Origin of the sequence: Parafilimonas terrae (assembly GCF_900115755.1) — a bacterium.
GTDB lineage: Bacteria > Bacteroidota > Bacteroidia > Chitinophagales > Chitinophagaceae > Parafilimonas > Parafilimonas terrae.
Genome location: NZ_FOXQ01000009.1, coordinates 128,992 through 151,472, shown reverse-complemented (window position 1 = coordinate 151,472; position 22,481 = coordinate 128,992). Strand labels below are relative to the sequence as shown.

Annotated in this window: 16 protein-coding genes and 1 riboswitch; of the genes, 7 read left to right on the top strand and 9 right to left on the bottom strand. The window is 39.5% G+C overall.

The annotated features are described in order from the left end of the window. Window positions 1-220: 220 nt before the first annotated feature. The 3 genes from BM015_RS14950 to BM015_RS14940 are packed head-to-tail and all read right to left on the bottom strand — an operon-like array spanning window position 221 to window position 2,786. Window positions 221-1,180: an ROK family protein gene (locus tag BM015_RS14950; protein WP_090660152.1), complete on the bottom strand. Its 960-nt coding sequence runs from the start codon at window positions 1,178-1,180 to the stop codon at window positions 221-223. A gap of 18 nt (window positions 1,181-1,198) precedes the next feature. Further along, a complete protein-coding gene (locus BM015_RS14945) occupies window positions 1,199-1,756 on the bottom strand; it encodes a glucose-6-phosphate isomerase family protein (RefSeq protein WP_090660149.1) in 558 nt (185 codons plus the stop codon). A 13-nt stretch (window positions 1,757-1,769) separates the two neighbouring features. Further along, window positions 1,770-2,786 carry a GntR family transcriptional regulator gene (locus tag BM015_RS14940; RefSeq protein ID WP_090660146.1) on the bottom strand — a complete coding sequence of 339 codons (1,017 nt, stop codon included), beginning with the start codon at window positions 2,784-2,786 and terminating at the stop codon, window positions 1,770-1,772. 564 nt (window positions 2,787-3,350) lie between these two features. Here BM015_RS14940 and BM015_RS14935 point away from each other — a divergent pair. From BM015_RS14935 to BM015_RS14920, 4 genes are all read left to right on the top strand, one after another. Continuing rightward, a complete protein-coding gene (locus BM015_RS14935) occupies window positions 3,351-4,784 on the top strand; it encodes a Gfo/Idh/MocA family protein (RefSeq protein ID WP_090660143.1) in 1,434 nt (477 codons plus the stop codon). A gap of 251 nt (window positions 4,785-5,035) precedes the next feature. Continuing rightward, window positions 5,036-5,419 carry a hypothetical protein gene (locus BM015_RS14930; RefSeq protein ID WP_090660140.1) on the top strand — a complete coding sequence of 128 codons (384 nt, stop codon included), beginning with the start codon at window positions 5,036-5,038 and terminating at the stop codon, window positions 5,417-5,419. Between the two features lie 15 nt (window positions 5,420-5,434). Further along, window positions 5,435-6,082, top strand: coding sequence for a sigma-70 family RNA polymerase sigma factor (locus tag BM015_RS14925; RefSeq protein WP_090660136.1), 648 nt, complete (start codon window positions 5,435-5,437; stop codon window positions 6,080-6,082). Window positions 6,083-6,399: 317 nt separating this feature from the next. Beyond that, entirely contained in the window at window positions 6,400-8,832 is a 2,433-nt protein-coding gene (locus tag BM015_RS14920) for a glycoside hydrolase family 95 protein (RefSeq protein ID WP_090660133.1), read from the top strand. 65 nt (window positions 8,833-8,897) lie between these two features. On the opposite strand, the gene BM015_RS14915 is transcribed toward BM015_RS14920, so the two are convergent. The 3 genes from BM015_RS14915 to ruvC form a co-directional block, all read right to left on the bottom strand. Beyond that, the gene (locus BM015_RS14915) at window positions 8,898-10,619 is read right to left on the bottom strand and encodes a ribonucleoside-diphosphate reductase subunit alpha (RefSeq protein ID WP_090660130.1); all 1,722 of its coding nucleotides are present in this window, start codon (window positions 10,617-10,619) and stop codon (window positions 8,898-8,900) included. A 47-nt stretch (window positions 10,620-10,666) separates the two neighbouring features. Beyond that, on the bottom strand, window positions 10,667-11,641 hold the full coding sequence (locus BM015_RS14910; RefSeq protein ID WP_090660127.1) for a ribonucleotide-diphosphate reductase subunit beta: 975 nt from the start codon (window positions 11,639-11,641) through the stop codon (window positions 10,667-10,669). A 278-nt stretch (window positions 11,642-11,919) separates the two neighbouring features. Then, window positions 11,920-12,116: riboswitch (cobalamin riboswitch) on the bottom strand. Window positions 12,117-12,396: 280 nt separating this feature from the next. Then, complete coding sequence (ruvC, locus tag BM015_RS14905) at window positions 12,397-12,966, bottom strand: crossover junction endodeoxyribonuclease RuvC (protein WP_090660124.1); 570 nt, start codon at window positions 12,964-12,966, stop codon at window positions 12,397-12,399. Between the two features lie 38 nt (window positions 12,967-13,004). On the opposite strand from ruvC, the gene BM015_RS14900 reads away from it, so the two are divergent. Both BM015_RS14900 and BM015_RS14895 read left to right on the top strand, forming a co-directional pair. Next, window positions 13,005-14,033, top strand: coding sequence for a lysylphosphatidylglycerol synthase transmembrane domain-containing protein (locus BM015_RS14900; protein WP_143075881.1), 1,029 nt, complete (start codon window positions 13,005-13,007; stop codon window positions 14,031-14,033). Next, window positions 14,030-14,827, top strand: a complete 798-nt coding sequence (locus tag BM015_RS14895) for a DUF3108 domain-containing protein (protein ID WP_245751445.1) — start codon at window positions 14,030-14,032, stop codon at window positions 14,825-14,827. The genes BM015_RS14900 and BM015_RS14895 overlap by 4 nt, the downstream gene beginning before the upstream one ends. Before the next feature lie 57 nt (window positions 14,828-14,884). On the opposite strand, the gene BM015_RS14890 is transcribed toward BM015_RS14895, so the two are convergent. The 3 genes from BM015_RS14890 to BM015_RS14875 all read right to left on the bottom strand — a co-directional run bounded on the left by BM015_RS14890 (window position 14,885) and on the right by BM015_RS14875 (window position 19,188). Next, entirely contained in the window at window positions 14,885-15,877 is a 993-nt protein-coding gene (locus tag BM015_RS14890) for an aspartate-semialdehyde dehydrogenase (RefSeq protein ID WP_090660118.1), read from the bottom strand. A gap of 506 nt (window positions 15,878-16,383) precedes the next feature. Continuing rightward, on the bottom strand, window positions 16,384-18,411 hold the full coding sequence (locus tag BM015_RS14880) for a M13 family metallopeptidase (RefSeq protein ID WP_218148505.1): 2,028 nt from the start codon (window positions 18,409-18,411) through the stop codon (window positions 16,384-16,386). A gap of 75 nt (window positions 18,412-18,486) precedes the next feature. Next, on the bottom strand, window positions 18,487-19,188 hold the full coding sequence (locus BM015_RS14875; protein ID WP_090660109.1) for a 16S rRNA (uracil(1498)-N(3))-methyltransferase: 702 nt from the start codon (window positions 19,186-19,188) through the stop codon (window positions 18,487-18,489). Between the two features lie 235 nt (window positions 19,189-19,423). Between BM015_RS14875 and BM015_RS14870 the strand changes: the two genes are divergently transcribed. Beyond that, window positions 19,424-22,480: a ligand-binding sensor domain-containing protein gene (locus tag BM015_RS14870; protein ID WP_090660106.1), complete on the top strand. Its 3,057-nt coding sequence runs from the start codon at window positions 19,424-19,426 to the stop codon at window positions 22,478-22,480. Window position 22,481 lies beyond the last annotated feature (1 nt).

Sequence of the window (22,481 nt, the reverse complement as noted above, 5' to 3'; positions counted from 1 at the left end):
TAGAAATTTATAATTTAATCTTTATGTATTTACTCTTATTGTATAGACCTGGCTAATACCCGGGAGATTTCTCCTGTCGCCGAAATGACGTTCAATGTGGCTGTGTTTGTTCACGGTCTTCAAACGTCATGCCGGGTAACGAGGCATCTCTATATTATTAACCAGTTTGATGATTGAAGCAGTGTTCAATCGTCTTTATAAAATCAATCAGCAATATCAATTATACTTTATGCTGCAAACAATACACAGCGCCATAAATGCCCGCATCGCTTAACAGTTGCGATGGTTCAATTTCAACCTTTCCCCATGGCGTCCAGGCATGTTTATGAACAAGTTCTTTTATACCTGGTATCAATTCTTCATGCCGGTGCATTACACCGCCGCCAATAACCACTACTTCCGGGTCGTAAGCATGAATGAGGTTTACAATAGCTGCGGACCAAAGCTGTATGCAATCGTTTTTAAATTCAACAGCCAGCGCATCGTTTTTATCTGCTTCGTTAAACAAGGCTTCAAAATCTATCACATCAACTTTTGATAATGAACTCTTGCCGAATGCTTCATGCGCCTGTATCCTTTCTTTTAAACTCCAGGTTGCGGCATAGGCTTCCACGCAGCCTTTATTGCCGCAGGTGCATTGCCTGCCATTATAAACAACCGAGATGTGCCCGCCGAGGCAACCGGCCTCAAAATGTTTGCCACGCATTACCTGCCCGTTCATAATAACGGACGTGCCGATGCCTGTGCCAATCGTCATCACTACAAGGTCATCTGTATCGCTGCCGGCGCCATATTTCCATTCACCCACAGCAGCAAGACGGGCATCGTTATCCATAAAAAAATCAACGTTCCAGTTGGCCTGCACCCATTCATCCAGCTTTATATGCAAGGCATCATCGTATTTAGCGTTAGTGCTTAATATTTGATTGGTGGTTGGATCTACCAGTCCCGGGAACCCAAAACCAATGCCTTTAAATGTATTGATATTAACATTGTTTGCATGAAGCAATGCATTCATGTGATCTTTTATTACGGGCAGGGTTGCAGCTAACCCTTTTGCTGATTGTGCGGGAATAATTTGTTTATCAACCAGCATGTTATTGCCTTGCTTATTGCAGCTCACCAACCCAAGTTTTATTCTTGTGCCGCCTAAATCAATGCCGATAAAAAAATCATTCATCACAATTATTTATAAAGGTTACCTGCTAATAAGTTCTGGTTTGCCTTGTCGCTGTACAAGGATTTTTGAAAAGCCCTGTTCGCTGATGGTGGCATAATCATGACCGGCATCAGAAGGCCAGAAGGCGCTAAAAGAAAGTATGGTATTGCCTGTGTTGGCAGTACGGTGTGCTGTATTGCCTTTGATATAATGAATGCTGCCCGGATACATTTTTTCAGCCCATGTATTGCGGTTTTCGTCCATTAAGATCAACATGCCTTCGCCCTGTAATGTGCAATAAAATTCACCGCGGTTTCTTATTTTATGAAAATGGCCTTTCGTCATAAAATATTCGTTGCCCACCGTGCCTGGATGTATATAGGTTATGCCGTAAAACAAACCGCCTTCTATGTCATGCTCAACCGGAAAATAAGATTCAACTTCATACACCACTGTTTCGGGGTCCATCTTCTCCAATGCAGTCTTATCAAAAAATATGTCTTTTAAATTTTTTAATCTTCTGTCTATACGATCAATATTTTTTCCTTTTAATTCTTTGTTTATAAATGTTATGCCGGGTTCGAGAATAGAACTCATAATGCTGTAATATTTAAAATGATTGCCTGTCTATCATGATAAAAGGATTTTCAATAACATGGTGGTCTCCGTTTATTACCATTTCAGCCATTGAACGGCCCATGGCTTCAAAATCGGTTGTAATGGTTGTAATGCCATTGCCAATTACGCTTTTTAAATTGGTTTCGTTATAGGAAATAATGCCAATGTCTTTACCCGGCTGCCAGCCTTTTGATTTTGCAAATTTTACAATCTGAACAAGATCGTTGTCGTCAATAACAATAAAGGCATCGAGTTTTTTAATGTTGACTTCATTAACGGTATTAATAACTGCGGTGGCAATGGTTTTTGTTTTAGCGAATTTGTTGAAGCCCGTTATAATATCTTTTGTGCGGACAGATTCGGGAAAAACAAGCAGTAACCTTTTATACTTTGTTATAAGATTTTTGTTGGAAAGAAGGATAGAGTAAATATCTTTTTCAAAGTTTTGATATACGCCCGGATATTCTTTTTTATATTCTTTAAAGCCAACGTCCAGCAGGAAAGTATTGCGCTGGTCGAGCCTGGAAAGTATGGAAGACGTTGTATCATTTACCTCGGGCATTATGATAAACGTGTTATAATAGCCGCCCTGTTCGCGAATGAGCGATTCAAACATTTTTATGCTGTGGTGGTGGAAATAAATATCAAGCGTGCAATCCTTTGGCAGGGCATTCAATAATGCATTAAACAAAGTTTCTTTATAGAGCGTAAAAGTGCTGAACAAAAGAAAGATGCGCTTTATTTGTTTGGTGTCTGTACTTTTTACAAAATAACCTTTTCCGGGAATGGAATCGATAATGCCGGATGCCCTTAAATCGTTGTAGGCGCTGAAAACAGAACCTCTTGCCAGCGAAAAAACCTCCGAGATTTTATTTACGGAGGGAAGGATGTCGTCTTTTACCAAAACACCGTTATCTATATTCCGGTGAATAGACTGCACAATCTGTTTGTAAACAGGCGTGGCAAGCGAAGGATCAATCTGAATGAGTTCCGTTATTTTTTTTTTCATGTGTTAAACAATGAAGACCGGCAAATATAAAACAAACAGGTATATACTGGTATATTATTTTGTCTTTTTTGCATTTTGAGCTGATATGTTTTAAGTGTACATATAATGGATGTGGCTTTGCACGGGGGGTTACTATCTTTTATAATATCTGTTGAAATTGGAAAGATTGTTAAACTCATATAAAAAACTGGAAGCCTGAACAATACACCTGGTTACAACCCGCAGCAAAAACAACATTCACAGCGAAATATATTCTTTCCAATCTTTCGGGTAATAAAAGCTATTCAATCTTAGTGAATAATAAGCCATTAAAAAAAATCATTAGCGATAAAAATGGCAGTATAACTTTTGAGTGTACTGCATCGGATAAACCTTGCGATATTATGGTAATGCCCGGATAGAATAAACTTCATCACTGTACTATTCATCCGGGCAGGTAATGAGTTCGTATTTTAATAACAAGATTTAAAACAGCGGCCTTAAAAATTTCTTGCACTGTCTTTCGCAAATGGTTAATAACTTGCTCACATAAAATATAAACCTCATAATTTAAAGGATTGCTTTATGAATGACAACAAACCGAAAGACAATTCAAGAAGAAGTTTCATCCGCAACGCTTCTATTGCTGCTGCAGGTATTACCATTGTTCCACGCCATGTATTGGGTAAAGGCTACGTAGCCCCAAGCGACAAACTAAACATTGGCTCGATAGGCGCCGGTGGTAAAGGCCAAAGCGATATTGCTATGTTCTTTAAATCGGGTAATGCCAACATTGTGGCATTATGTGATGTTGACGACAGGGCATCAGCCAAAACCAGGGCTAATTTCCCTAAAGCCACTTATTATAAAGACTTCAGGGAAATGCTTGAAAAAGAAAGGGGAAACATTGATGCTGTTTCTGTTTCCATCCCCGATCATTGCCATGCAGTTGCTGCATTAATGGCTATGCAAATGGGAAAGCATGTGTATGTTCAAAAACCAATGACGCATGACATTTATGAAGCGAGAATGTTAACGGAGGCTGCCAGGAAATATAAAGTTGTAACGCAAATGGGCAACCAGGGTTCATCCGGCGACGGTGTGCGGCAAATGCAGGATTGGTATAATGCCGGGCTGATAGGAGATGCACATACCATACGTTGCTGGACTAACAGGCCCGTATGGCCACAAGGTACCGGCTATCCCACAACCAAAGACCAGATACCTCCTGAACTGGATTGGAATTTATGGCTCGGCCCCACTGCGTTTCATGAATACCATGATGGCTTTGTTCCGTTTAGCTGGCGCGGCTATTGGGATTTTGGCACCGGTGCTTTAGGCGATATGGGATGTCATATTATTGATCCGCCATTTAAAGTGGTTGGACTTGGTTATCCTTCAGAAGTGGAATGCAGCGTAGCGGATATTTATGAAAAAATGTGGACACCGGCATATCACCCGGAAAGCTGTCCTGCTGCTTCTTCTATCAAAATAAAATTCCCCGGAAAGAATGGAAAGCCCGATGTGAAACTTACCTGGATGGATGGCAATATACGGCCTGAACGCCCCGATGAATTAGGCCCTGATGAACAAATGGGCAATGCTGATGGCGGCGCTATAATAGAAGGTACAAAAGGCAAAATGATGTGCGGATGCTACGGCGCTAATCCAACACTGTTACCAACTTCAAGAACAAAAGAAGTGGGTAATGTTCCCAAAACCGTTGATCGTGTGCCCGGCGGACAGGAAGGGCACTATGCACAATGGGTTAATGCCTGCATAGCCGGTTATGGAAAAGGATACACCAGTTCCAATTTTGATTATGCCGGCCCGCTTACGGAAACAGTTTTGTTTGCCAACCTTGCACTTCGCAGCTGGAATGTAAAAGACGATAAAGGCCGTTTCCCGGGCAGAAAAAAACTTTTATGGAATGCTGATGAAATGAAGATTACCAATTTTGACGAAGCCAACCAGTTTGTGAGAAGGCAATACCGCGATGGTTATTCTTTTAAAATATAATCTTTCAACGTTTAGATAAAAGAAACTGATAAGTAAAATGCTCATTGCTGCGTCTGCAGGTAATGAGCATTTTTTATTGATAGCACTTCTTTATTATGCCGGTAAATGAATAACCGGTTGCAAAGCTTTGTGCATAGCTGTGTAAATGTTGAAGTAATACTGCGGGCTATTTTTTATTACAGATAAAATTGTTGTAACCTTTTTAAAACCTGCCAACTCTAACAGAATAGGAACAATTTAAAAGTAAAAAAATGGAAACTCCAATTACACAACAACCGGTGATGCAAACATTCAGGCTGTTAAAGTTCACATTTGTAATAGTGCCCATTGTTGCCGGCGCTGATAAATTCACAAACCTGCTTACCAATTGGGAGCAATACCTGAATCCTTCAATAGCAGGCTTGCTGCCCTTTCCCGCGTCCACCTTTATGATGATAGTAGGAATTATTGAAATTATTGCAGGCATTATTGTGCTTAAAAAGGCGGAAATTGGCGGATATATTGTTGCAGCCTGGCTCACCTCAATTGCGTTAACGCTGCTTGCAGGTTTTAATTATGTAGATGTGGCAGTTCGCGACCTGGTGATGGCCATTTCGGCTTTTTCAATGGCAAGATTATCCAGGGTTGCAGCTTAAAATTATTGCAGGCTTATGGCTTCACCCGAACAACTTACCGAAGCGGAAATTATAGCAAGGGTCATACAGGGAGAAAAGGCGCTTTACGAAATCATTGTAAGGCGCTTTAATCCCTATTTATATAAGACCGGCAGGTCTTATAATTATAATCATGAAGATACGCAGGATTTAATGCAGGAAACCTTTATTGATGCTTATAAAAACCTGCAGCAGTTTGAAGGCCGTTCTGGTTTCAAAACCTGGATCATACGCATTATGATGAACAATTGTTACAGGAAAAAAGAAAAGGCAGGGTTTAAAAATGAGGTAATATATGATGCAAACGACAATTCAAAGCCAATGTTTACCAATCAGAATAATGATACAGGCAAAGTAGTTCAAACCCGTGAACTGGGGCACATTATTGAAGATGCACTTGCAGAAATTCCCTTTGATTACCGTATAGTATTTTCCCTGCGGGAGATAAATGGTTTGAGTGTATTGGAAACGTCGCAGTTGCTCCACATCAGTGAAGCCAATGTGAAGGTGCGCCTAAACAGGGCGAAAACAATGTTGAGAAATGAGATTGAAAAAACATATTCCAGCGCGGAACTGTTTGAATTTAATTTAGTCTATTGCGACGCCATAGTAGAAAATGTAATGAAGGAAATAAATAAACTATAGGCAGTCTAAAATCATACGGGCCCACACAACAATATCCTTAACTTTTATTATAACCCTAAGATTTTTTGCTGTAAACTAAACGGCAAATGTTACGCTTCCTCCATCAACTCCAAAATAAATTATCTGCAGTTGCAATGCTTAACAGTTAACTATCCAGTACTGAATTGATAATATAACCAGCGTTGAAGTATATTGGCGAATGAAATAAACGCAAAGGCAGCCGGTTTATTTCAATTAAGGCTATGTGCAGTATAAATTGAACATTAGTGTTTAAGCGTTGTGCACCTAATGAACTATATAAAACCTGACAGATTTTTATGTTTAAGATCAAGATTGCCATTACATTTTTTTTGTTGTTACTGCTTATAAACAGCAACCGTCTTTCCGGTCAAAATAATCATGCAAAACTCTGGTACGATCATCCCGCCAATGCCAGTGTAAAAGATACTTTAGATGGATGGATCAATGATCCTGAATGGCTGAAAGCTTTGCCGGTTGGTAATGGTTTTATAGGTGCAATGGTTTTTGGCGATGTAAATAGAGAGCGGTTGCAACTGAATGAAAAATCGCTGTGGAGCGGAAGCAATGATGATAATGATAATCCTGAAGCTTCAAAATACCTGGGGCAGATAAGGCAATTATTGTTTGAAGGAAAGTATAAAGAGGCTACAGCGCTTACCAATAAAACGCAGGTGTGCAAAGGTGTTGGTTCAGGAAGCGGCAATGGCGCTGCTGTGCCTTATGGCTGCTATCAAACATTGGGTGATCTGTGGCTTGATTTCAATACAAAATCTGCTTACAGCAATTATTACCGTGCGTTAGATTTAATAAATGGTATTGCCCTTACAAAATACCGGCAAAACAATATTGAATTCACGAGGGAAGTGTTTGCAAGCAATCCTGATAAAGCCCTCGTTATTCGTTTAACGGCAGATAAAGCCAATGCAATTTCATTTGCGCTGTCTGTTAACCGTCCTGAAAAATTTACAACCATTGCAGGTAATAACAGGCTTGTTATGAGTGGCACACTTACCAATGGTAAAGGTGGCGATGGTATGAAATATAAATTGTATGCGGTGCCTGTTATAAATGGCGGAAGCATAAAACAGGATGGCAATAAACTCATTGTTTCAAAAGCAAATGCTGTCACCATTATTGTTACTGCTGCCACTAACTACAGGCTTCATTATCCGGATTATGTAAATAATAATTTTGAAGGTGAATTAAATGCAATAACTAATAAAGCTGTTTCAACACCATACAATACTTTAAAAGAAAACCATGTAAAAGATTTTTCATCGTTCATGAAAAGGTCTTCATTGCAGTTAGCAGGCTCTTCAACTGAAAATTTACCTACCAATAAATTGCTTGAAGAAAATCTTCATACAAATAATGAATCGAGCCTTTATTCATTGTATTACCAGTTTGGCCGTTATGTGTTATTATCATCATCAAGGGAAGGCAGTTTGCCGGCTAACCTGCAAGGTATCTGGGCCAATAAAATTCAAACGCCCTGGAACGGAGATTATCATACGGATATTAATGTGCAGATGAATTACTGGCCTTCGGAAGTTACCAATCTTTCTGAATGTGATATGCAGTTGATTGATTTGATTGAATCGCTGGTAACGCCCGGAACAAAAACTGCATCAGTGCAATATAACATGCATGGATGGTGCATTCATCCTATTACAAATGTATGGGGTTATACAGCGCCCGGCGAAGACCCGTCCTGGGGTTTGCATGTTGGCGCAACCGCCTGGATGTGCCAGCATTTATGGGAACATTATGCATTTACATCCGACACTGCTTATTTGCGCCGCGTATATCCAATTTTGCAAAAAGCATGTTTGTTTTATTTTGACTGGCTTGTAAAAGATCCTTCAAGCGGCAAACTTGTTTCGGGGCCGGCATCGTCACCGGAAAATAGTTTTGTTGCGCCCGACGGAAGCATTGCCAGCATAAGCATGGGGCCGTCTCACGACCAGGAAGTAATCCGCGATTTATTCAACAATACCTTACAGGCTGCGCAAGTATTAAATATAAATAGCAGTGATGATTTTGTTCATCAGTTGCAACAAACCAATAATGAGCTTGCTATGCCCGGCATTGGAAAAGATGGAAGGTTGATGGAATGGGCGCAGGAATTTAAAGAAGTTGAACCGCATCATCGCCATACGTCGCATTTGTTTGCTTTATATCCCGGCGATGAAATTACATTAGATAAAACACCGGCATTGGCTGAAGCTGCAAAGAAATCGCTTGAGGCGCGGGGCGATGATGGCACGGGATGGTCTTTAGCCTGGAAGATAAATTTCTGGGCGCGTTTGCACGATGGCGATCATGCTTTAAAATTATTGAACCGCCTGTTAAAACCTGTACATGTAGCCGGTGTTGCTATGAATAACGCCGGTGGCACATACAATAATTTATTTTGCGCACATCCGCCATTTCAGTTGGATGGCAATTTTGGCGCTGCGGCTGGTATTGCAGAAATGTTATTGCAAAGCCATGAAAATTTTATAGAACTACTGCCGGCATTGCCTGCTTCCTGGAAAGATGGCTCAATTAACGGGCTTTGCGCAAGAGGTGGTTTTGTAATTGACATGCAATGGAAAAACGGCAAGCTTGTGCAGGCAACATTATTTTCAAAAAACGATAGTTTGTGTACCATTAAATACGGAGCAAAAAAAGCAACACTCAAAACAAAAGCAGGTGCACAGTATAACTTAATTGACCTTATTCAATAAAGAGGCATATAAAAAGCGGCCTTGCATAATTTACAAGGCCGCTTTTTTGTTTTGATAATACAATTTTATGCTTCACAACTTTTACAGCTTACCAGGCTTGTTACCATTTCTTTTGAAACGCTTTGGCTGCGCTGGTAGTAAAGTGTTTTTACTCCCAGTTTCCAGGCCTCAATCAGCAGCCTGTTTACATCCTTTACAGGAAGGTCTGCAGGTATATTTAAGTTAAGGCTTTGCGACTGGTCAACATATTGCTGGCGAATGGACGCCTGCTGGATGATTTCGAGCTGGCTTATTTCTTTGAATGTTTTAAACACTTCTTTTTCTTCAGCCGATAATTCTTTAATATGCTGAACACTGCCATGGTTCAGCATAATGCTGCGCCAGGTATCTTCATTGTCAATACCTTTTTTTACAAGCACTTCCTTAAGGTATTTATTCTTGCGGATAAAATTCCCTTTTGATAAACCGGCTTTATAATAGTTGCTGCTATACGGTTCAATGCCGGGAGAAGTTTGGCCAAGTATAGCGGAAGAAGAAGTGGTGGGCGCTATTGCCAGCAGAGTTGTATTTCTTAAACCATAACCTTTTAGCATTTCCGGTTCTCCATATATCCATGCCAAATCTTTACTGGCTTTTACAGCTTTGGTTTGAATATCTTTAAATATAAGGGAAGTTAATTGCTTAGCCCTTAGCCCTTCAAAAGGGATCATATTTTTTTGCAAATAAGAATGCCAGCCTAATACGCCTAAACCCAGTGCCCTGTGCCTTTTGGCAAACAGGTTGGCCGATTTAAGATAGTGATTGCCTTCTGTTTTGGTAATGAATTCCTGCAGCACGGCATCCAGGAAAAAGATAGCCAGCTTAACGGCGTTTGTATCTTTCCATTCATCATACAATTCAAGGTTCATAGATGAAAGGCAGCAGATGAAAGATTCATCTTCATTTGAAGGCAACATAATTTCTGAGCAGAGGTTGCTGGCATGAATGGTTAAATCCGCATCTTTATACACCTGGGGCTTATTCCTGTTTACGTTATCGGTGAAAAAGATATAAGGCAATCCTTTCTGCTGGCGGCTCTCCAACACTTTTGCCCAAATCTCTCTCTTCTTCTTATCCCCGTCAATCATATCCTGCATCCAGTAATCAGGTACACACACACCGTAAAAAAGATTTTGTATGGGATGGCCAATATCTTTTATAGAAAGAAACTCTTCTATGTCGCCGTGGTCAATATCAAGATAAGCTGCAAAAGCGCCACGGCGTACGCCACCCTGGGAAACCGTATCCATTGCCGTATCAAATAACCGCATAAAACTTACTGCACCGCTGCTTTTACCATTATCTGTAACAGCACTGCCTCTTTCGCGCAAAGCGCCAAAATAAGCAGATGTGCCGCCGCCCAGTTTGGTTTGCATAATTACTTCGCCCAGTTTATGGGTAATGCCTTCAATATAATCAGGCACATGCACATTAAAGCACGATATGGGAAGCCCGCGCTCGGTGCCCATATTGGCCCAAATGGGCGAACTGAGGCTCATCCATCCCCGTTCTATCATTTCGCGAAATGCATCTTTTAATTCAGGTTTATATAACCGCTGTGCGGCGGCGGCGCAAATTCTTTCTATAGCGCCATCAACTGTTTCCCCTTTTAAAAGATAACCGCGGTTTAATATTTGTTCACTTTCTTCATTTTTCCACCAGAGCTTTTCCTGCTCATATTTGCCGGCTATATCTGATAGCTGGGCGGCAGGCGCCGGCACATCTGCTGCGTCAAACAATGTTGTCATTAACGGAAAATTTAAAGGATGATTAGATTGTAAGAAATTATAAATAGTTAAAATAAATCGTCGGCAGAAATGCTCTTGTCAAACTTGGTATATTCTACCGGGCGTTTGGCAAAAAAATCGTCGAGGCTATTGGAGAAAACTTCTTCTTCAAACCAAACCATTGGAGCAATTTGTGCATTGCTTACATTGAATAAAGGTTTTAACCCTATTTGAACCAGGCTGTCATCTGCGCGTTTCTTCATAAAATTAGCGAGGTCGTATTTACGGATGATATCCAGTTCGCCTGCGCTGAATATCCAGTCGATTATCCGTATTTCGGTGTAAATAGATTGGTCCACAATATCGCGAATCCTGCTTACCATGCTTTCACTGAATATATCAGGATATTCTTCTTTCAGTTTGTTTACGAGGAAGATGCCCGCATTTGCATGTATCTGTTCATCCACCGATGTCCAGGCAATAATATTGCTTACGTTTTTCATAAGGCCTTTAAACCTGGTAAAGGCAAGAATGATGGCAAACTGGCTGAAGAGGCTCACATTTTCAATAAGCATACTGAAAAGAATGAGCGAAAAGACGTATTCTTTTTGGTCGGTTGATTTTGTATGCTGCAATGCAGTTGAAAGATAATCGATGCGTTCTTTTATTACAGGCACCTGCAAGAGGTGTTCAAATTCATTATTATAACCGAGCACTTCCAGCAGGCGGGAATACGCTTCGGAATGCCTGAATTCACATTCGGCAAAAGTGGCGCCCAGGCCATTAATTTCCGGTTTTGGAAAATGATGGTACAGGTTTCCCCAAAACGATTTCACCGCCACTTCCACCTGGGCAATGGCAAGCAGGCTGTTTTTTATGGCATTTTGCTCGGCAGGGCTTAAGTGGGCATGAAAATCCTGAACATCGGCAGTAAAGTCTATTTCCGAATGAACCCAAAAAGATTTATTGATGGCCGTGGTAAACTGAAGCACTTCAGGATACTCAAATGGCTTGTACTGAATTCTCTTATCAAATAACCCCATAATAATTTATTTTAAAGCGAAACTTCTATCTGTAACAGCTAATGCCGTTATAAACAGAAGAAAATGTATTTATAAATGCAGAAAATAAAAACCTTTTATATATTTTTATATATTGATGTATATAAAACCTAAGCTTTCAAATTTTCGCTGGTGCAAGCAATCTTTATAAATCTTATTTATAGTTTGCCACGGAGAGAAAAGAAGCTGGGCATACAATGCGCTGCGGCTGATGCGCCGTGTTTGTAAAACCAGATCCTGCCTTTCCTCCGAAGGCCTGATTGCTTATGGATGTTTTGGCAGGTCTTCTGACTTGCTCCATTGTTTATAACCTTCCCGTTATAATTTACAGTGGCATTTAATATAAACAATTTTCACAGAGCTTACAGCTACGGGATAGTTTTCGATTTACACGAAATTCCCTTTTAATAACGTGCCCGCGTTAATTGCGGTGTTAACCAAAACATGCATGTAAAGTAATAACCCAAAATAAAAATGCCGGGAATTGTTATGCACCTTTTGTTGAAAACAAAATATTGGTTTTCTTTTTAGGAAGGTAAAGAAGATGCCGGATATAAATATGCTTTGGCAAGCGCACCTTTGAATATTGATTCTTCAATATTGTTTACTTAAGGTTAATTTTTAAATTATAATAATCAATAATTAATACTCAATATTCAATACGCATTTTGTAAACGTTTGCAATTGAACATTGATTATTGCGTATTGAATATTGAGCATTTTTAAGTAAACATTGATCACTGATTATTGATAAGCCTGCCCGGGTTATTCGCAATAAATTCTTTCCAGCCTTTGAATGATTTTTGCTGAGCTGAAACAATAGTGCCTGATGCATAATGATGGCAAAGCGCTACAGCCAAAGCATCGGTTGCATCAAAAAAATGCGGCACCTCTTCCAGCTTAATTATTTGCTGCAGCATTTTATACACCTGTTCTTTGGTTGAATTACCATTGCCGGTAATGGACTGCTTTATTTTTTTAGGAGAGTATTCTGTTACAGGCAATGCGGCCTGCATGGCTGCTGCAATGGCCACGCCCTGTGCCCGCCCAAGTTTAAGCATGCTTTGAACGTTTTTGCCATAAAACGGCGCTTCTATGGCAAACATATTAGGGTTATAGTTTTTTATAAGTTCACTTACTTTTGAAAAAATAATTTCGAGTTTTTGATAAGTGTCTTTTTGTGCAGTAAGTTTTAAAACGTTCATGTGCAGCAATTTTATTTCATTGCCTTTTACAGATAAAACTGCGTAGCCCATGATAACGGTGCCGGGATCAATTCCGAGAATTATTTTTGAAGCGCTATTCATTGAAACGTGAAAGTACTATTTGTACATTATTAAACTTCATGCAAAAAAAACATCTTGCAAGGCAATTAAAGGTTTTATTGAATTATGTTTTAGGGCCGTTGCTTTTTATTGTGCTGGTTTATATCATTTACAAAAAAGTAGAAACGCAGCCTGATCTTCCGCAGAAATTGGAGGTGCTTAAAAGCTCTTTTTCTTCAAAAAATATATGGAAAATCGTAAGCCTGTTTTTATTGCTTTGTTTAAACTGGAGCATTGAAGCGCGTAAATGGCAGCTATTAATGCGCCCGGTGGAGAAGGTGAATTTTATAACCGCAATTAAAGCTATTTTATCAGGGCTGGCATTGTCATTGTTTTTACCAAATGGTTTTGGTGAATATCCTGCCCGTGCTTTGTATATGAAGGAAGGAAACCGTTTGCGTTCCGTTGCTTTGAATGTGGCGGGCAGCATGGCGCAGCTTATTGTTACGCTTGTTGTGGGCACCACATCTTTAATTTATTTGAAAACCTTTGCATGGCCAAAGTTTGAGCCGCTGGAAGGGTTGTCGGTTTTGTGGCTTAACGGCATTATTTCAATGATTATTTTAGGCACATTAATATTGTTGATTACTTATTTCAGGTTATCGTGGCTTACGCGGCTTGCCGAAAAAATACCTTTCATGCTGCGTTATAAATATTTAATTGAAAATGTAGAAGCATTTCATTGGAAAGAGTTAACAAGAATTTTAGGTTTGTCATTCATTCGTTTCATTGTTTTTGCTGTTCAGTACATGGTGGTGCTGCATTTATTTGAAGTAAAGATTGATGCTGTTGATGCTTTTTGTACAACCAGTGTTTTATTTTTATTCCTGGCAATTTTGCCAACCATTCCGTTCGCTGATGTTGGCATAAGAGGACAGGCCGGTACGCAGTTGTTTGGACTAATAACGCCTGATGCATTTGGCGTTATCGCAACTATAGCAGTAATTTGGTTTGTAAACCTTATAATACCATCGGCAGCCGGCAGTTTGTTTTTGCTGGGTATAAAGCTTTTTAAAAGAGGAGATAAACAAAACAACAAGAAATCGTGATAAGAAAACTCCTGGTATGTTTTTTTTGTTTGATAATATGCTTAAGGCTTTCAGCCGATAATGATGAATTTTGCGGCATACGCAATACGGCTTTTAAAGCAGGTGAAAGCATAACCTTTACTGTTTATTATTCTGTGATAGGCATATATATAAATGCAGGCACAGCTAATTTTACCACAACGCTTGAAAAATTAAATAATATACCTGTTTATCATGCGGTGGGCACCGGCACTTCCAACTCGCGGTATGACTGGATATTTAAAGTAAGGGACCGCTATGAAACTTTTTTTGATACAGCCTATTTGCTGCCTTTGAAATTTATCCGCAATGTGAATGAAGGCGGTTATAAAAAAACAGAGAATATAACTTTCAACAGGAAGGCTAATACAGCCACTTCAACAAAAGGAACTTATACGGTTCCCAATTGCATACAGGATGTTTTAAGCGCCGTTTATTATGCACGCAATATTAATTTCAGCCAGTATAAAATTGACGATAAAATCCCTTTCAGTATGTTTTTAGATAACCAGGTATATAATCTTTACATCCGCTATCTTGGTAAAGAGGTTGTAAAAACACGCTATGGAAAATTCAATGCCATTAAATTCAGCCCGCTGCTTGTAAAGGGAACCATATTTGAGGGTGGAGAGAAAATGACGGTGTGGGTAAGCGATGATGCCAACCATATTCCATTGCGCATTGAAAGCCCTATAACCGTTGGCAGCATTAAGGTGGATATGATGCAATACCGCAATCTCCGTTATCCTTTATCATCTAAGATAAGTGTGCGGTAAAACCGTCAACGGTCAACGGTTAACTGTCAACCGCCAACGGCCTTAAGCAAATGAAGCCTATAACAATCCTTTGCCCGACAGGTATTCTGCAATCTGCACTGCATTGGTAGCAGCACCTTTACGCAGGTTATCGCTCACAATCCAAAGGTTTAAAGTGTTTGGTTGCGTATCATCCCTTCTTATCCTTCCTACAAACACTTCGTCTTTTTCATGCGCCCATAAAGGCATAGGGTAAACCTGCGCAGACAGGTCATCCTGCACCACAACACCCGGCGCCTCACTCAATATTTTCTTTACTTCTTCAATATCGAAATCGCTATTAAATTCAACGTTAACACTTTCACTGTGGCCGCCAACAACGGGTATGCGCACGGTGGTAGCCGTAACCATAATATTATCATCACGCATAATCTTTCTTGTTTCGTTCACCATTTTCATTTCTTCTTTGGTGTAGCCGTTATCAAGAAATACATCTATCTGCGGAATAACATTTAAGTCAATAGGATATTTATATGCCATGGGGCCGTCAGCTACATTTTTACGTTCATTATACAACTGGTCAACGGCTTTCTTACCTGTACCTGTTACACTTTGATAAGTGCTTACAACAATTCTCTTAATGCCATATTTTTTATGCAGCGGGTTTAATGCCACTACCATCTGAATGGTAGAACAGTTAGGATTGGCAATAATTTTATCTTCAGCAGTTAATGCATCTGCATTCAGCTCGGGCACAACTAATTTTTTTGATGGGTCCATACGCCACGCACTGGAGTTATCAATTACAGTAATGCCGGCTGCTGCAAACTTAGGCGCCAGTTCAAGCGAGGTGCTGCCACCCGCAGAAAATATAGCCACGTTTGGTTTGGCGGCAATAGCATCTTCATAAGAAATAACCTTGTATTTCTTTCCCTTAAACTCAACTTCCTTACCGATAGAACGTTCACTTGCTACGGGAAATAACTCCGTTACAGGAAAATTTCTTTCCGCTAATACCTGTAACATTTTTGAGCCAACCAGGCCGGTTGCGCCAACTACTGCAACTTTCATTTTGTGATGGTTTTTTTATTTTTATGAATTAAGCTTTTGAATATCTATCCGGCTTCTGTTGCGTCGCACACTGAAGCTGTAATAATTCTGTTCAGCACTGAAAAACATTTCGCTCTGCAAAGTCTCCGCACTTCACAGGTTTATGCGCAAAGCCTCTGACTTTATTATGCAAGGCATTAAAAAAGCCTTCCGTTTTTTTGGAAGGCTTTCTGTTTTATCTTCATTAAGCATACAACATCATGCACCTTCCTTTTTAAAGAATGTCTTTATGCACTTTGTATGTTTCTTAATCATTTGCATTTTGCTGCGCGAAAGTAATGTGTTAAACAAATACGCCAAAATATTTTTTGAATAAATAATCAATGCTCAATTATTTCATCAGCTAAATGAACATGATTGTTTTGTATTGAACATTGAGTGGTTCAAATAATCAATAACCAACGCTCAATAATCAATATTCAAAAGAACCAGCCTTTATCCCAATTACTAATTCCCTATTCCCATCATTACCAGATCTTAATCCGCTTATCTTCCGGTATAAACATCTTATCACCAGGCTGCACATTAAATGCTTTATAAAAAGGGCCGAAGTTGGCCAGCGGCCCGTTTACCCTGAACATGGCAGGAGAGTGGGGATCAACATTTGCATAAAAACGCATGGTTTCAGGCTTTAATTTTTCACGCCATACCTGCCCTATAGAAATAAAGAATCTTTGATCTGGCGTAAAGCCATCAATCCTGGTTGTATCCTGGCCTTGTTTAGTCATTTTAAAAGCATCGTAAGCAATGGCAACACCGCCAATATCTGCCATGTTTTCGCCGGTGGTTAAAGCGCCGTTTACATGTATGCTGTCAATTATTACATAGCTGTTATATAAATCAATTACCTGTTTCGATTTTGCTACGAATTTTGCACTGTCTTCTTTGCTCCACCAGTTTTTAAGATTGCCGTCTTTATCATATTGTGCGCCTTCATCATCAAAGCCATGCGTCATTTCATGGCCTATTACCATGCCAATGCCGCCATAGTTAATGGCATCGTCAGCATTCGGATCAAAGAATGGGAATTGTAATATGCCTGCCGGGAAAACAATCTCGTTGAACGTTGGGTTATAATAGGCGTTAATGGTTGGCGGTGACATTTCCCATTCTGTTTTATCAACCGGTTTGCCAATTTTATCTACCTGGTATTGATATTCATTTTTAGCACATGATAGAAGATTTTCAAAATATTTATCGCTGGTTATGGTAACCTTACTGTAATCCCTCCACTTATCGGTATAACCTATTTTCTTTAAAAATGCATTCAGCTTATCTTTTGCAACAGCTTTGGTGCTGTCGCTCATCCAGTCGAGGTTATCAATTCTTTTGGCAAATGCTTTTTGAAGGTTGTTTACCATATCAAGCATTCTTTGTTTGGCATCTCCTGTAAAATATTTTTTTACATAAAGCTGGCCTAAAGCATCACCAAGAGTATTATCTGTATTTACCACCATACGCTGCCAGCGGGGCCTTAATTTTTGCTGGCCGCTTAAGGCTTTACCGGCGTATTCAAACTTTGCATTTACAAAATCGCTGCTGAGCGCACTGGCTGCATCATTTAAAACATGAAACTTAAAATAAGACTTCCATACATCAACCGGTATTGATTGTAATAGCTGGTTTAGTTTAATATAATATTCAGGCTGGCTAACATTTACGGAATCTGCATGCACGCCAATAGTGCTTAATGTATTTTTCCATGCAAAAACAGGCATTTGCTTATCTAAATCAGCCACCGCCATTTTATGATAATTAGTTTGCGGGTCTCTTAGCTGCACATTGGTTTTATGGCTTGATGCCAATTGTTTTTCCAGCTCATATACCTGCGCCACTTCTATAGCTGCTTTTGAAGAATCGCTGCCCGTTAGCATGAATAACTGCTTCATATAATTTTTATAAGCAGCCACCACTTTTGCAGTAGATGAATCTGTTTTAAAATAATAATCGCGGTCTGGCAAACCAATGCCTGCCTGTGTATAAATGGCAATATTTACAGCGCTGTTTTTTTCATCGGGGCTAACGCCCTGGCCGTATAAAGGATTGCTGTTTTCCATTTCCAGTTTGTTGACAAAAGCCATTATCCCGGTTGCATCTTTAATGGAATCAATTTGCTGCAGGTAAGGTTTTACAGGATCATAACCACGTTGCTCAATAGCTGCCGAATCCATTCCCGACGCATAAAAATCAGCAACCTTTTGTTCTATGCTGCCAGCTTTTTGTTCAGTCTTTGATACAGAATTGAGCAGTGCATGCAGCCTGTCGCGTGTACCATAATAAAGGTCATCAAAAGCGCCAATGCCGGATTCCGTTTCAGGAATGTGAACGGTATCGATCCATTTGCCATTTATAAATTGAAAGAAATTATCGCCGGGTTTTACGGCTGAATCCATATAGCCTGTTTCAATAAACTTGCCTGCTATATATTCTTTGTTCGTGTTGCAGGCAGAAAAGATTATCAAGAAAGAAGCCGCATAAAGCAGTTTATTCATCATAGGAAAAATTTTAAACGCGTAAAGTAAGGATTTACAAAATAGGCATTGCAGTTATTTGATGAGTGAAGTGTAAGATCAACCCATATTAACCAGTAACGCAGCAGCAACAACACCGGCAGTTTCTGTGCGTAATCTTGTATTGCCAAGCGTTACAGGAATGAAATTTTTTTCCAGTGCATTGCTGATTTCTGTGGCAGAAAAATCGCCTTCGGGGCCAATCAGTATTAATTTGTTTTTAGAAGCTGCAGTTATTTGAGTAACTGTTTTTTTTTCTTCTTCCACACAATGTGCAATCAGCTTTATGCCATCAAAACCTTCATTAATAAATGCATTGAATTTTTTAGGCTGATGTAAATGCGGCAGCCATGTTTGCCGGCTTTGCAGCATAGCTGAGATAAGAATATTATGCATCCTGTCAAAACGAAAATGTTCTTTTTCTGTATGCTCACAAATAAGCGGGATGATTTCACTAACGCCTATTTCCGTTGCTTTCTCTAAAAACCATTCAAAACGCGATGGGTTTTTCAGCAATGATATGGCTATTGAAACATTACCTGCAGCTTGCAGCTTGAGGCTTGCAGCTTCCATCTTTACTCCACAATGTTTCTTATCAGCATTAATAATTGTTGCTGTAAACAAACTCCCTTTTCCATCGGTGAGCTGTAATTCTTCGCCTGCTTTCATGCGCAGCACCTGCACGCAGTGTTTGCTGGTTTCTTCACTTAAAACATGCACAAGTTGCTGAATGTTTTCTTCGTAAAAATATGGAAGGTTCATGCGCCATAAATGTAGTCAGAATTATGGAGTTGCTGCATGCGATAAATAATTATAGCTTATCATTAAACCGCCAGCCCGGTAAGCATTTTTTATCAATTCAAATAATTCCTTAATCGTACAATTCATCCTTCATAAAAACAATTCATACATTAAATTATGCAGGTTATGTAATTGCCTGGAAAGTTATAGGCATAATCGTGCTATTGATTTTTATATTTGAGTACCAAATTTATTCATGCGCCGCTGTTTACTGTTGCTTTTATGGCTCTTCTTTTTATTGCCTGCGTTTTCGCAGCAGGCGAAGCAGTATGCTTTTACGCATTACAGTACAGCTAACGGCCTTGTGTCAAATACCGTTTACAGTATAGTGCAGGATAAACAGGGTTACATCTGGATGGCCACTATTGACGGCCTGCAGCGCTTTGATGGCAAGCGGTTTATTACATTCAGGCATTCGAGCACAAATCCACATTCAATACCTTCAGATTTTGTGCCGCAGCTAAACATAGATAAAGATGGGAACCTTTGGTTATATACCGGCAACAAGATTGGTTTCTTTAACCCGCATACTTTTTTATTTACTGCTGTGCCTGTAGAAGATGAAGACCCTTCAAATCCATATAATATTACTTTTTATGGAAATGCTTATAACGGCTATATGGTTCTGCATGCCAGGAATGTTGGCTTTTTCCTGTATGATCCTGCATTGAAAAAATTTAAACGAACCATATCTTTTAAAACACCTGAAAACAAACGGCTGTATGGAATAACTAACATAAATGAAACTGAATTCTGGATATCCATTGATGGCGGAATAATTGTTTATAATCTTAAAACCGGCAACCTCAATTACAGGGGCCATAACCCCGATAATAATATTTATATACATGCTGTAAAGAATGATACAGCGGGAGCCGGTTTTTTTGCCAATGTTAATGATACATTATGGTACAATAGCTGGCCATTGGTGTCATGGGCGCCATTTATACATAAACAGAGTTTAAAAACAGGTGCGAAAGAAACATACAGCATAAACCGGCAATTCAGTTTTGGTTATACTGAAATAGGAGGAAACCTGTTTCAGCAAAATGGCCGCAAATGGTTTTACGGGCGAAGTTTTATTGCAGAATATACAGGCAATAAACAGGCGCCTTTCCAGCTTATACAAAATGCATATACCGGCGATCAAAGTATAACCTTCGATCATGTTTATAAAATGATGGAAGACCGGCAGCATAATATATGGATTGCAACCGATAATGGCGTATTTATATTTAATCCTGATATGCAGGTTTTTGATGTTCATAAAGTGCAGCGCCCCACAGATGCACAACCGCATGAAGCTCCTGTATCAGAAGCCTGCGAGTTAAAAAATGGTAACATTCTTATAAGCACATGGGGTAACGGATTGTATTATTACGATAATAATTTCAATCCAATATCAATGCCGCAGGGTTTGCAGGAACTCACCCGCAATTATATGATGTGGTGCCTGCATGAACACAGCAAAACCGGTTTAATATGGATGGGTTTCCAGGGTGGCGGATTGGGTATATACGATGCTGAAAAGAAAAAGTTTGAAATGCTGAATGAAAAAGCTTTTAGTGGAAGCACGATAAGAAAAGTTGCTGAAGATAAATTTGGCAATCTTTGGTTCGGGCTGCAAAGCGGTAGTATTGTTAAATGGAATATGGGTGCAGCCAACGGGGATTTTCATAAAGGATATGAAATTATTGACGGCAGGAAAGGATATTATATCCAGAAAATGTACACAGGTAAAAATGGCGCCATTTGGGTGGGTTATTTAAATGGCGGGCTTAGTAAATATGATGCTACAACCAACAAGTTATTGTTTCATTATTCTAAAAATAATTTAAACAACGAGGGGTTGTGGTCTAATAATGTAAATGATATATATGCCTTTAATGACAGCCTGTTACTGATAGCTAATGACGCATTGGATATACTTAACCTGAACACCAATAAAATAACGCACATCAGCACAGAAACCGGCTTGCCCTCCAATACGGTTGTAAGCATAGAAGCTGATGATAAAGGCATCTTGTGGCTTGGAATGGCTAACCAGTTATGCAGGTTCAATCTTTCTAAAAAAATATTTTCCACTTTCGACAGAAAGGATGGTATTACGTATGATCTTTTTGTGCCGGCAGGAGATTATAAATTGAAAGATGGAAGGCTTCTTTTTTTAACCGATAAAAATTTTGTTGTTTTCAACCCGCTTTCCGTGGTTTCTGCGCACCTGCCGGATAAAGTATTGATAACAAATTTTAAGACCGGGAACCGGTATTTATCAATCGATTCTTTAAACAGCCTGCATGCAATCACGCTTCAATACAATAATACTTTTTTCTCCATTGAGTTCAGCGCCCTGAATTTTACGCCTCAAAACAAGCTGAATTATTATTATATGCTTGAAGGCATCGACAAAGCTTATCATCCTGCTTCTTCACTTAATGAAGCGGTTTATAATTATCTGCCTGCAGGCAATTATACTTTTAAAGTAAAAGCGGAAAACACTGAAGGCAGGGAAACTGCTACTACAGAACTTCACATAAAAGTAGTTCCTCCTTTTTGGCTTAGCTGGTGGTTTTTTGGGTTGATAATACTGCTGGTTTTTGCTGTGTTTTACTGGATTGATAAAGAGCGGATAAAAAAAATACAGGCTTTGCAAAAAGTGCGCACGCAAATAGCCAGGAACCTGCACAACGATGTAAATACAACATTGAACCATATAAGCCTGCTGAGTGAAATGGCCAGGATTAAAGCCGATAAAGACCTTGATATGTCGAAAGATTTTATTGAGCAGATAAATACCAAAAGCCGCAGCATGATTGATGGCATGAATGATATGATGTGGACTTTAAACCCGGAGAATGACAGCATGGAAAAAACAATCCTGCGCATGAAAGAATATGCGGAGGCTTTGCAAAATACTTATCCCGTACAGATACAAATGGGAGTGGATGAAACCGTTCGTTTATTAAAAACAGATATGAAGCTGCGACATGAAATTTTCCTGATATTTAAAAACATTTTGCGCTGTATAGCAGAAGCCGGGAACAGCACTGCTCCAACATTGATTAACATTGATTATCACAACAGGAAAATCCTGCTAAAAATTTATAACGCTACAACTTCATTTAAAAATACAGACGCAGAACAAACCATACAGCAAATACATGAACGCGCCGGTGTTTTAAATGCTGAACTTGATATTCAAACCGATAAAGGCGTATCGCTTATACTGCTGGCGCCGGTGCACCAGCAGTAAA